This is a genomic window from Segatella sp., assembly GCF_977051555.1.
In genome coordinates this window covers 43,933-56,995 of the sequence record NZ_CDRSSE010000009.1, presented here as the reverse complement: position 1 = coordinate 56,995, position 13,063 = coordinate 43,933, and the positions used below count along the sequence as shown (strand labels likewise).

Sequence of the window (13,063 nt, the reverse complement as noted above, 5' to 3'; positions counted from 1 at the left end):
GATTTTAGAACATTCAATCATATTTCAAATGGAAAAACATAATTTTGTGACCATTGCAGACCTTTCCAAGGAGAAAATCATGTACCTCCTGGAAATGGCGCAAGAGTTCGAAAAGCACCCGAACAGGGAGTTGTTGAAGGGAAAGGTCGTAGCGACCCTTTTCTTCGAGCCATCTACTCGTACCCAACTCAGTTTCCAAACCGCTGCCAACCGTCTTGGTGCCCGTGTCATTGGTTTCTCTGATGCCAAGACATCCAGCACCACCAAGGGTGAGACCCTCAAGGATACCATCCTGATGGTAAGCAACTATGCCGATGTAATCGCCATGCGCCATTTCATCGAGGGAGCAGCCCAGTATGCCAGTGAGGTAGCACCAGTGCCTATCGTAAATGCAGGCGACGGCGCTCACATGCATCCTTCACAGTGCCTGCTCGACCTCTACTCTATCTACAAGACCCAGGGTACCCTGGAGAACTTGAACATCTATCTTGTGGGTGACCTCAAATATGGCCGCACCGTTCACTCACTTATCACAGCTATGCGCCATTTCAATCCTACCTTCCATTTCATCGCACCTAAGGAACTTGCCATGCCAGAAGAGTATAAACTATACTGCAAGGAGCACAACATCAAATATGTTGAGCACGAGGACTTTAACGAAGATGTGATTGCAGGTGCCGACATTCTCTACATGACCCGTGTACAGAAGGAGCGTTTCAGCGACCTGATGGAGTATGAGCGCGTAAAGAACGTGTATATCCTGAAGCGCGACATGCTCTGCAAGGCTAAGGAGAACATGAAGATCATGCATCCGCTGCCACGTGTCAACGAGATTGCTTACGATGTAGATGATGATCCACATGCATACTATATTCAGCAGGCTCAGAACGGCCTCTATGCGCGTGAGGCTATCTTCTGCCACTGCCTCGGCATCTCGCTCGATGATGTGAAGAACGATAAAAGCATAATTGAATAATGTTGAATGTTGAATAATGTTGAATGTTGAATGTTGAATGTTGAATGTTAAGTTGCCTAACGGACACCTAACATGGCCCTCAAAGGCGCAAGCCTCACTCAACATTCAACACTCAACATTCAACATTAAACACTCAACACTCAACATTCAACACTCAACATTTAAAAAAAAAGAGATGGGAAACAATAAAAGTCAATTAGTGGTTGCGGCTATCGAGAACGGTACCGTAATCGACCATATACCAGCCGAAAAGACCTATCAGGTAGTAAATCTGCTCCAGTTGGAGAAGATGGAGACTCCTGTTACTATCGGCTACAACCTGCCAAGCAAGAAGATTGGCAAGAAGGGCATCATCAAGGTTGCCAACAAGTATTTTACCGATGAGGAAATCAACCGACTCTCTGTCGTTGCGCCTAACATCGGACTGAGTATCATCAAAGACTACGAAATCGTAGAGAAGAAGACCGTCAAGACTCCTGATACGCTGAAGGGCATCGTAAAGTGCAACAACCCTAAGTGCATCACCAACAACGAGCCTATGCAGACCCTCTTCCATACCGTAGACAAAGTGCTCGGTATCGTACGTTGCCACTACTGCGACAAAGAGCAGCAATTGGGCAAAGTAGAGCTCTGCAAGTAATAAAAACAGGTAGTTTATAACAAAAAGTAAGCAATACCACTCAAAATGTTACGATTTATTTGGTAGTTTGAGAGATATTGCTTATTTTTGCATCCGATTTCATTAAACATCAACCATAAAAAGTAAAGGGAAATGGTAAAAGATCAAGAGATTTTCGACTTAATCGAAAGAGAACATCAGCGCCAGCTGAAGGGTATGGAGCTTATCGCTTCTGAGAATTTCGTTAGTGACGAGGTGATGAACGCTATGGGTTCTTACCTTACTAACAAGTATGCCGAGGGTCTGCCAGGCAAGCGTTATTATGGTGGATGCCAGGTAGTAGACATCGTAGAGAACCTCGCCATCGAGCGCGTAAAGAAGGTGTTCGGTGCTGAGTATGCCAACGTACAGCCTCACTCTGGTGCGCAGGCTAACGCTGCCGTTCTGCTTGCCGTATTGAAGCCAGGTGATACCTTCATGGGTTTGAACCTCGACCACGGCGGCCACCTCTCTCATGGTAGCCACGTCAATACATCCGGTATTCTCTACAACCCTATCGGCTACAACCTGAACAAGGAAACAGGCCGTGTAGACTACGACGAGATGGAGAAACTGGCTCTTGAGCACAAACCAAAACTGATTATCGGTGGTGGTAGCGCTTATAGCCGCGAGTGGGATTATGCCCGCATGCGCAAGATTGCCGATGAGGTAGGCGCTCTCCTCATGATCGATATGGCTCACCCTGCAGGTCTGATTGCAGCCGGTCTGCTCGACAACCCATTGAAGTATGCGCACATCGTTACTTCTACTACTCACAAGACCCTCCGTGGTCCTCGTGGCGGTATCATCTTGATGGGCAAAGATTTTGACAACCCATGGGGCTTGACTACCAAGAAGGGCGAGGTTAAGAAGATGAGCATGCTCTTGAATTCTGCCGTATTCCCAGGTGAGCAGGGTGGTCCGCTGGAGCACGTCATCGCTGCCAAGGCAGTAGCCTTCAATGAGAATCTGCAGCCTTCATGGAAGGAGTATGCTACTCAGGTAAAGAAGAATGCTGCCGTACTCGCAGATGACCTCATCGGTCGTGGATTCGGTATCGTGAGCGGTGGTACAGACAACCATTCTATGCTCGTAGACCTCCGAAGTAAATATCCAGACCTTACAGGTAAAGTAGCTGAGAATGCGCTGGTTGCAGCCGACATCACAGTCAACAAGAACATGGTTCCATTCGACAGCCGTTCTGCCTTCCAGACATCAGGTATCCGCCTGGGTACAGCAGCCATGACCACACGTGGCGCCAAGGAAGATATGATGCACCTCATTGCCGAACTCATCGAGGAGGTTCTGAATGCTCCTGAGGACGAGAAGGTCATTGCCCGCGTTCGCGAAAAGGTGAATGCTACAATGAAGGATTACCCTCTCTTTGCATACTAATCGTTACGGATAAATATAATTACAAACTGCGGGCCTTCCGTCCGCAGTTTTTTGTTTCATTTAATAAATAATAAAGAAAAGAAAAAATTTATGAAAAAGATGAAAAGCCTACTGCTCATGGCACTTGCGTTGCTCCCTGCGAGCAAAACTTTAGCACAGACCAACGCCCAAGTTTTCTACGACTTCGGCAGTGACCGCAAGTTTGTTACCCTCACACTCGAAATGTTCAAGCAGGACAAATGGGGTAGCACCTATTTCTTTGTAGACCACGACTTCAACCTCGATCAGATGACAAACACTGATACAGGCAAGAAGTACGAGCACAACATGTCACAGGGTGGAACCTATACCGAGATTTCGCGCGCCCTCAACTTCTGGCAGAACACGAAGTTGAAGAACCTGAGCCTCCACGTAGAGTACAACGGCGGTATCTACAAGGACTACCCTATCAACAATGCCTGGCTCTTCGGTGTGGAGTATTTCATGCACGACAAGAGTTTCAAGAACACCTTGACACTCCAGGCACTCTACAAGACTATCCGCAAGACCGACCAGAACGTGCCAATGCAGTTTACTGCTGTTTGGGGATGCAAAGACATCTTTGGATTAAAGGGATTGAACTTTAGCGGTTTCGCAGATTTCTGGTGGGAGAATCACAGTTCTTTCAAGGATAAGGATGGCAACCTGAAGTTCGACAAGGATGGCAACATAGCCTTCACTCCCGAGCACACTGTCTTCACCACTGAGCCACAGCTCTGGTACAATGTAGGCCAGCACTTCGGCTGCGAGAACCTGAGCGTAGGTAGCGAGGTAGAAATCAGCCACAACTTCGGCAGCAATGCCGGCTGGATGGTTCGCCCTTGCCTCGGTGTAAAGTGGGACTTCTAATTACGAATTTCTTAGCTGCGGAAAATTTAAAAAAATTCATTTTAAAAATTTTCCGCACTAATTCTTAACCACTTTATTTTCTGTTTTTCAACAGCTTACGTTACTTTCTTACTGTCAATCCGCCATCAGAAATTCCTCCGATTCCGCCTTTTTTCTTATTATACTGACGGGTTACACCGCTTAAGTTAACTCCGCCAACACCCTCGGATGTAGCGTTTACACTTTGGCAGTCAACTTTGGCTTTCACGCTGCCCACACCTTCGTTCTTGATAATCAGACTGCCGCCCTTAAACATTCCCAGATTAACAGAGCCTACGCCCTCATTATCCAGTTTCACACTTCCCATCTCAATCTTAGAGATTTTCACCGAGCCTACGCCTTCGTTATCAATGTTCATATCATCTCCAGCCACATCATCGATATTTACCGAGCCAACACCCTCGTTGGTTATCTCCAGTTTGTTGGCAAGAATCTTCCCAATCTTGACAGAGCCTACACCCTCGTTATCGATTTTCAGGCGGTCACTATTAATCGTCTTGGCATAGAATGAACCTACGCCTTCCTGTGCAATCTTCACCAGGTCAGGACTGGTGATATAAATCTTGAGTCTATTCTTTTCAGAGTTACACGCGGCAGGCACTTTGAGCTTTCCGCTGAGTCCGATCTTCACCTCGCCGTCACGATAAACCACCTTGAGCTTCTCCTTGAGTTTCTGTACGAACTCAGCATCCTTGATGGCAGAGTAATCCAATCGAACGCTGCATTCATCGCCATTGTTCTGGGTATAATAAACGCTGGCAATCACATCCACGTCGATAGCCTTGAAAGGCTTCTCGGTCAAATCATCCTGCGTAAAGTTGAGACTTCCCTTCATTTCACTGGCTGAAGATCCCATACTGCAAGAACTCAAGCCCATTGGGGCAAAGAATAAAGCGGCAGCCACCGCCCAAATACCAAATTTCTTCATATCATTTCTATTTTTATGTTTCTAAATACGTGATAAACCGAATACCTTTCTGTTTCGGAAATCTGACGGTTAGACGTAAGAAGATACATAAAGGTTGCAGGATAAGAGAAAAAATGCAGAAAAAAAAGTGCAACAGAAAGCTGTTCTCACAGGAACAGCCTCCTGTTCTTACTGAAATAGCCTTCGTTAGTCACTGAAATAATATTCGTTGACTATTGAAGTAAGCCTCACTCCATTTTCAAGCAAGCAACACGCCATAACATTAAGGTATTCAAGGAAAAGGCACAAATTCTACAAGGCGTTCCAATAGATTTATTTTTCTCTATCCACCAATGCAAAAAATTGCCTAAAAATTTGGAAGTTACAAATTTTCAGCGTATCTTTGCAGAAGATTGTACGGCGCTCGGCAATTCGAAAGCAAGCTTTCATTGCACTCACTGACATAATCTTTGCAAAAGTATTAATTTAAATGAATCGCGTATGAAGCAGGTAGAAGAAAGATACATCAAAGCCGAGATAGCCAAGTTCACTCCGCAGGAAATGCGGGAGTACGAAACCAGCAAGATGGCATATCGTGACATCAAGAATTCCGTAGACACCGCCAAGCGTGAAGGTATAGCCGAAGGCATGGAAAAAAGAAGTCTTGAGATTGCCAGAAAGATGCTGGCAAAGGGCATAGATGAAGCGACGGTAAAGGAAATAACCGGGCTGTCGGCGGAACATATACTGCAGCTAAAAGCAGAAATATAGATTACTTACTGAACTTTCGCATGTGGTTCAAGTACGGGCTGAAGGCCCAAAAGCTCCTAGCCCAGGGCATCGCCCTGGGTATAATAGCAAACAGCAAGGCGCCCTGTAAGGGCAAAAGCTTTGTTATTACCTGGTACTTGAAAGCTTTTGCCCTTACAGGGCGACAGGCTTGCGTCCTTGATTACCCAGGGCGCTGCCCTGGGCTAGGAGCTTCTGCCCTTTCAGGGCGAGTGGAGCCAACTTGCGAAAATTCAGTAACGGAAAATTTGCAGCAGGTTTTAAAAGATTAGAATTATGATTTCAGAAAAAGAATTAAATAGCTATCGGCTGACAAGCATGGAAGAGCCAACAGATGAAATGCTGGCTCAGATTATGCATGAGGCAGCCGAAATATACAACAGAGAAAACGAAGAAGCTTACAGAAGTTATTTTGCCAATATGCAAAAACAGGCTAAAGAACAACGACAAAAATTCAATTTGAATTAATGGAGGCAAAAATACACAAACCCGTTTTAATTGTCATTGCAGGACCTAATGGTTCTGGGAAGACAACAATAACCAGTCGTGTATTACACCACGAATGGCTAGAAGATTCTATTTATATCAACCCAGACAATATTGCACAAAATATGTTTGGCGATTGGAACAATCAAGATGCAGTATTAAAAGCAGCCCAATACTGCCAGGCTCAAAGAGAAGAATGCCTCAACAATAAACATAGTATGATTTTCGAAACAGTAATGTCCACTGCCGAGAAAATTGACTTTATCAAAAGAGCTAAAGAAGCTGGATTTTTTATTCGTCTCTTTTTTGTAGGAACTTCCTCGCCAACAATAAATGCTTCAAGAATTGCTACTAGAGTAATGAAAGGTGGACACGATGTACCGATTACAAAGATTATTTCAAGATATGCCAAATCCATCATCAATTGCGAAATAGCATCCCAATACGCCGACCGCACATACGTATATGACAACTCAAAAGACGGTGTAGAAGCTCAACTTCTTTTCAGAATGACAGAAGGTAAAATATTTAAGGAATACGTGAAGGAGATTCCGGAATGGGCTATAGGCATTGCCAACAAAGAAGGATAGCCTTGAAAGGTTTCTCGCTCAAATCATCCTGCGTAAAGTTGAGATTTCTGTTCTCACAGGAACAGCCTCCTGTTCTTACAGAAACAGCCTTCGTTAGTCACTGAAACAGTATTCGTTACTCACTGAAACAGTATTGTTTTCCTGGTTTACTGAACGACCGTAGAGAATGATAACTTCTTTAACTTCTCTTAATTTTCCCACATACGAAAGTTCAATCAAATATGCGAAACTTCAAGTTTTCTGCGTTAATATTTGTTTAAATCCCAGTCCTTTTTCGGTATCGTTAACTTCTTTTATCTGATAATTGTTTAACACAACATAACACGGAATCCCCTACCCCACTCGCTTTTCAAAGATTTCAGCGGTAAGAAAAGAGAAAAAATGGGACCCAAAAAAATGGCACCTCTTTCGGAACCAAAAATAAACGCTTAAAATATGTAAAAATGGGCCGAATCCTTAAAATATGTTTATAAAAAGCGAAAAACACCCTTCACCACCCTTCACCCGTAACTATTTGACACATAAAACGTTAAATAAAAAGGTGAAGGGTGAAGGTTTGAAAACTCTTTTTTATATATACGCGCGGCAAGGGAAAAAATCCGTTTTTTCATTTTTCTGACTTTCCGGTTTTTCCAAAAATCCTAAAAAAAGAATATAATATAAGATTTAAAATATACCCTTCACCCTTCACCTCGCCACCACAACACATATCCATCATCGTATTCCCAACATTTGTTTTCCTGATTTATTCTTCGGAAATATCACACTATCTTTCGGAGAAATTTTCGTATTCTTCGGAGATATTCTGCTATCTTTCGGAGATATTCTCATATTCTTCGGAGATATTTTGCTATCTTTCGGAGTAATTTTCGTGTTATTGATTTCAGAGATAGTTATCATTCGACAAGTGGAAGAGCCAATTCGTTACCGCCCACCCCAAGCTAACCTCGTGACCATCAGAGCGAAAAATAACGGATTAACTTTATTTAACAAAAAAAACAACTGATTATGAAAAAATTACATTAAATTTGCAACCGTCTAACAGCTCCACTCCACTTGTAAGTGTACGCAAGATGATGATAGTCAAACTACCAAAACGATAGTCGAACTACCAAAAAAAACAACGAGCTGAAGGACAAGAATATAAGTAAATGGTATTAATCAGAAACTGAAAGTACAATTTAAACTTAAATAGATATGAAAGTATTCAATTCTACACTTGCTGCCATCGGTTTGGCGGCATTCGTATTCGCATCTTGTAGCGACAGTAACAGTGACCCTGCAGATGGAACTGCACCTGTTATTATCCCTGCAGACCTCACCCAAGTAACTCTTGAATCTCAGGACGTAGACAACAGCCGTGTTGTAAACTACAAGAACAGTACAGCTAATGCCAGAAAGTTCTTCTTGACAAGAGCCGGTGAGACTAATTTCATTACAGGTATGCCTAAAGATATGCCTGAAGAACCAGAAAATGCTCTAAATGTTAATGGCACACGTGACCTTATCGGTGAAGGCAAAGCATTCGCTATCAGCGGCCAAAAGACTATTGACTTCACGGGCAAGACCATCAAAAATGCAACCATTTTCATTCATAGTGGTAGCACTATGAAATATAATGCAACCGCAGGTGGCAATAAATTTATTTTGGAAGGTAGTGCAAAATTGGAATACACTGGCAACGGCGTAATGGTTGCAGAAAACGATATTGTTTACGTTAAAAAAGCAATAGGTACATTGGCAGCTAAAGGTGACATGCTAATCAATGGAACTTTGTATGCCGACCTCAGAAGTACATCCGAGGCTGGAGAAGATCTGAGTAGCGGTCTTGGTGCAATCAAAGAGCAGACAAAAGCTGAAAAAGAAAAATCAATCACTCCTACACAGAATATCACATTCGGTCAAGGTGCCAAGGCATACATCAACGGTTCTATCCGTGCTATCAACCTCAAGATAGAAAATGGTGCAAATGTATACGCTCAAGGGAACCTCTTCAACAATGACAACAATGGTAACGCTACCATCAATGGTAACCTCTGGATTGGAGGCTTTATCAAGACACGTACATTGGACGTAAATGGTTATTTGAAGGCTGTAGAAGCCGTCAAGGTAACAAATGCATTCAATGTTAATAATGGCGCCAACGTAGAAGCATCCTACATTAACGTTACAAACAACACAAAGGACGGAGATAAAGTAATTGCAAAGGGAGAAGCTACTTTGACTCTCAATGGTACTGGTAAGATTACTATTGGCGACAAGAATGTTATTACAGCCAACAACTTGGTTACAGACAATGCATCTGCAGGTCAGATAACCTTGGCTGGAGAAAATGCAGTAGCTGTCATCAAGGCACATAAGTTTACCAATAATGGAAAAAGCAATATTGTCGCTTTTGCAACACCAGGCACAAACTCTACATTCTTGCTCCAGTTCCAGGAGAATTATAGTGGTTCAACACAATACAATACTTTCGAGGATTTGGACATCGCTGCCACATACGCAGACTATGACAAGGTAGCTGACAAAACTACTCCTAATGTAACTCTCGTAGATAAGGATCACAAGAAATATGGTTACCAGTGGTCTGGCGACCCTGCAACTATCGCAAGCCAAGCTAAGCTTGACTTGATTGCATCTGAGGAATCAACTGATGGTCAGTCTGCTACATGTATCCAATCTGCAAATAGTAAGCTCTATGTATCATATCACACATATGGCGACAAGAAATTTGGTGGCAACATTGAGGTTCTTTCAATGACTGGCAACCAATTGCAAGTAGATGCTAGCAAGGCAGCAGAAAACTACGACTACAACCATCTTATCGTAGATGGTAACAGCCTCTATCTGGCAGGTAGCGGTACAAAGTCAGCAGGTGCATTCTTAGGCAAGATAGACCTCAATGGTGGCAACCTTGGCGATGAAGTAAAACTTTACGCTATCGACAACAAGACCAAGATGGACGCTAACAGTGTAGCTGCATTCGATGGCGAGCACATTGTTGCGACAACCAAAGGTCTCACCTCATTCGACAACGAATTCAGCCATTGGAATAAGACAGGAGATGAAGGAAAGTCTGTTGTTGTAGCTAACAGCAAGCTCTACACATTGGATGTAAAGGGTAATGTTAATGTTTACGACAACAAGAATTTGGAGAATCCTATCAATACATATAATGTAGGCGAAGTAACTCCAACAAACAATAAGGCAGTTCTGGCTGTTGATGAATCTAATGGAACTATCTATGTATGCAAGGGTGAAAATGGTGTCGCTAAGATTTCGTCCACAGGCGACGTAAAAACAGACTTCTTTACATGCCCTACATTTACAAAGCCTGAGAAGACAGAATTGGCAGGTACAGTCAAGGGTCGTGCCAATGGTATCGCTATCGGTGGTGAATACATTTATGTAGCATGTGGTGGATATGGTCTCGTCGTACTCGACACAAACGGAAAAGTTGTCTGCCATCGTAAAGCAAACGCTTACAAAGATGAGAAATGTGGTTCTGCCAACTATGTAGCAGTTGATACTGTAAATAGCGAAGAGTATGTCTACGTTGCATACGGTCAGAACCGTGTACAGGTATTCAAGGTTACAAAGACTAAGTAAGTCAAAACCAATAAATATTGTTCTCCCCCACTCTAAGTATTTCATAGAGTGAGGGAGGACAAACCTTATAAAAGGCTAAATTAACTAGCTATTATATAATATAAGGTATGCATAAAGAGTGACTAAAGTATTAACGAATAATATATGAATAATATGAAAGTTATAAATATAAAACTTGCAACGTTCTCATTTGCAGCAATGCTCCTGGTATCTTGTAACGATAGCGGAACATCTGGTGATGATTCAGTAATAGATCCTGTCGGTAAAGCTACTACTATCGTTGGTTCTAACGTAACCGCAGAGTATGCAGACCAGCTGGCATCCAGAGTATGGAACTATAAAGGCGCATACGCTACCACAACAACAAAAACCAGATTCCTGGCTACAAGAGCAGATGCAGCAGAGCCACCAGTTCCTGCAGGAACTCCAAATCTTTCATCCATTGAAAAAGATAAATGGAACAGTCATTCAGGAAAAGCCTATGTAGTGCCAGCAGGTGAAACACTGAAGGCTGATGGCTATAACATAGCAGGAATGACCATCTATGTGAAAGGTACATTGGAATATAGTTCAGCCTACGGATCAGGAGCCTCAGTCAATGTATTGAACGGAGGTAAACTGATTGCGAGAAACAGCAATGAAGTATTTGGAGATACAAAGGTATCCAACTGGGGCACCATTGAATTTCCAGCGAACCAGAAAGAATATCTCATCAAGAATACATTCTATCAGAATGCTGGTGATTTAAACGTTAAAGGACACAATTTGAACATACAAGGCGGAAAAACCTCTTTGTTGTTTGTCAAAAACTCCCTCTTTGCTGATAATGTTACCATGAGCGGAGATGCCCAACTGTATGTAACAGACAATGCTACTTTGACAGGAAAGCTCGAAATGTCAAACCAGTCACAAGCATGGGTAAACAACATCATGACAACCACCAGCGTGAAGATTCAAAATACAACCACGCTTCTTAGCGGATGTGCCCTCAAGGTAGATGGAGATGTTTACGCCACCAATGGTACAAACCTCTATATCATGTATCTGAAGGCAAAGAACTACAGGCAGGATTCAGGTGCTACCCTTCACTTGCAAAACCAGAGCATGGTTGACATCGAAGGAAACTACAAAAACCTGAACGATGGACAGGGCTATGCCGACTTAGAAGAGAAGGATGGAGTAGCTGTTATCAAGGCAAATGCCTTCTACTACAATGCGCCAGGAAAACAGGGCGACTGGAACCCTGGTGGAGCTAAGACAGTGGATTGCTCTATCTTCTCCACATCAGGTAATAATGCCCATATCATCATTGATACAAAAGCCATCTATGGCAGTGAATGGGCTACCACTCCGATTACGGATGACAATACCACTATTGTATGGAACAATAATGGCAATATCCTCTTCAAGGATGATTCTGAAGCCAAGAACTATGTCATCAAGAAGACAGAGTGCAATCCTAACGGCTACAATGCAGATCAGAAGCCTACAAAGGAGCCCACACTCGACTTGATTTCAAGCATTGACTATAATCACGATCATGACATCTCGGCAACTTGCATCCAGTCACTCAACGGAAAACTATATATGTCTTACCACACCCGTGGTGACAAGAAGCACGGTGGCTGTGTAGAGGTATTCAGCCCTGTAGAAAACAACAAGATAAAACTGGAGCAGTATCTCTGCGATGACCAGAAAGACCTCGATTTCAACCATCTGCTGGCAGTGAAGCTCAAGTCTGACAAACGCATGGTTTACTTACCAGGAAGTTCCAACAAGAAGGGTGCAATGCTCGCATATATCCCAATCCAGGACAACCAGCTGCTGGCAGACAAATCAAAGTCTATCACAACAACCATCAATGGTAAGGATACCGTGACATACGAGAAGCCATTGCAGTTCATCCAGATGAATCCTGCGACAGCAGAATATGCGAAAAAGGGCTATGATGAGAACTGTGTAGTCTATAACGACGAAACAAACCATCTGATTGTTGCAACAACCAAGGGCTATCTGGTTTACAACGCAGACACCAATAATGAGATAGACAAGATCAGTAAGCCAGGAAAGGTAAAGCACATAGCTATCGGCAATGGAAAGATTGTTACCGTTCACCTGGATAGAGAAGCTACAAACGAAACAGAGGCTATCCCTGCTACCGTGGAAATCTTCGACCAGAAGACAGAAGACCTTAGCAACCCTACCAAGAGTTTCTCTATCAGCACTATAGAGCCAAACAATGGTAAGAACGTGGTTCGTGTGGATGATAACAAGATTTACGTTTGCCGCGGTGCAGCCGGTATGTATGTTTACGACATGAAAGGCAACGAACTCTGGCACTACCAGATGCCTAGCCCTACCATCAGTGAGGGTGAGAATGCCGGAAAGTATAAAGGTTATGCCAATGGCTGCTACGTAGGAAAGAAGTATGTATATATCGCATACGGCGGATTCGGACTTGTAGTTCTCGACAAGGAAACTCACAAGGTTATTGCTCACCGTTCAGTACATAAGTCTGCCAACTACGTTATAGAATACAAGGGCTATATCTACGTAGCCTACGGACAGAACAGACTGCAGGTATTCCAGCTCAAGAATGCGGATCCTGAGATTTCTTACTAAATAAGAAATGGATAATGATTATCATTGAACAATAAAAAAAAGACACTAGTTGAATGCAGCTGCAACAGCTTGCGGCTGCATTCATAGTGTTTAAACCAAAAAAA

Annotated in this window: 10 protein-coding genes; 9 read left to right on the top strand and 1 reads right to left on the bottom strand. The window is 43.1% G+C overall.

What is annotated here, in order from left to right; translation table 11 throughout:
- Positions 1 to 28 precede the first annotated feature (28 nt).
- From pyrB to ACWJAO_RS03770, 4 genes are all read left to right on the top strand, one after another.
- Positions 29 to 976, top strand: a complete 948-nt coding sequence (gene pyrB / locus ACWJAO_RS03785) for an aspartate carbamoyltransferase (protein ID WP_118062888.1) — start codon at positions 29 to 31, stop codon at positions 974 to 976.
- A 175-nt stretch (positions 977 to 1,151) separates the two neighbouring features.
- Complete coding sequence (gene pyrI / locus ACWJAO_RS03780; protein ID WP_117587317.1) at positions 1,152 to 1,616, top strand: aspartate carbamoyltransferase regulatory subunit; 465 nt, start codon at positions 1,152 to 1,154, stop codon at positions 1,614 to 1,616.
- Positions 1,617 to 1,748: 132 nt separating this feature from the next.
- Positions 1,749 to 3,029, top strand: a complete 1,281-nt coding sequence (glyA, locus tag ACWJAO_RS03775; protein ID WP_119226701.1) for a serine hydroxymethyltransferase — start codon at positions 1,749 to 1,751, stop codon at positions 3,027 to 3,029.
- A 90-nt stretch (positions 3,030 to 3,119) separates the two neighbouring features.
- A complete protein-coding gene (locus tag ACWJAO_RS03770; RefSeq protein ID WP_449139307.1) occupies positions 3,120 to 3,917 on the top strand; it encodes a DUF5020 family protein in 798 nt (265 codons plus the stop codon).
- A gap of 100 nt (positions 3,918 to 4,017) precedes the next feature.
- Here the strand turns inward: ACWJAO_RS03770 and ACWJAO_RS03765 are convergent, their stop codons facing one another.
- The gene (locus ACWJAO_RS03765) at positions 4,018 to 4,884 is read right to left on the bottom strand and encodes a GIN domain-containing protein (RefSeq protein ID WP_449139306.1); all 867 of its coding nucleotides are present in this window, start codon (positions 4,882 to 4,884) and stop codon (positions 4,018 to 4,020) included.
- Between the two features lie 480 nt (positions 4,885 to 5,364).
- On the opposite strand from ACWJAO_RS03765, the gene ACWJAO_RS03760 reads away from it, so the two are divergent.
- The 5 genes from ACWJAO_RS03760 to ACWJAO_RS03740 all read left to right on the top strand — a co-directional run bounded on the left by ACWJAO_RS03760 (position 5,365) and on the right by ACWJAO_RS03740 (position 12,959).
- Positions 5,365 to 5,634 (top strand): hypothetical protein, encoded by a 270-nt coding sequence (locus tag ACWJAO_RS03760; protein WP_233457742.1) that lies wholly within the window; start codon positions 5,365 to 5,367, stop codon positions 5,632 to 5,634.
- A 294-nt stretch (positions 5,635 to 5,928) separates the two neighbouring features.
- On the top strand, positions 5,929 to 6,120 hold the full coding sequence (locus ACWJAO_RS03755) for a hypothetical protein (RefSeq protein ID WP_022121808.1): 192 nt from the start codon (positions 5,929 to 5,931) through the stop codon (positions 6,118 to 6,120).
- Positions 6,120 to 6,728 (top strand): zeta toxin family protein, encoded by a 609-nt coding sequence (locus ACWJAO_RS03750; RefSeq protein WP_218487724.1) that lies wholly within the window; start codon positions 6,120 to 6,122, stop codon positions 6,726 to 6,728. The genes ACWJAO_RS03755 and ACWJAO_RS03750 overlap by 1 nt, the downstream gene beginning before the upstream one ends.
- A gap of 1,197 nt (positions 6,729 to 7,925) precedes the next feature.
- Positions 7,926 to 10,337 (top strand): hypothetical protein, encoded by a 2,412-nt coding sequence (locus tag ACWJAO_RS03745; RefSeq protein WP_449139305.1) that lies wholly within the window; start codon positions 7,926 to 7,928, stop codon positions 10,335 to 10,337.
- A gap of 153 nt (positions 10,338 to 10,490) precedes the next feature.
- Positions 10,491 to 12,959 (top strand): hypothetical protein, encoded by a 2,469-nt coding sequence (locus tag ACWJAO_RS03740; RefSeq protein WP_449139304.1) that lies wholly within the window; start codon positions 10,491 to 10,493, stop codon positions 12,957 to 12,959.
- The last annotated feature ends 104 nt before the right edge of the window (positions 12,960 to 13,063 follow it).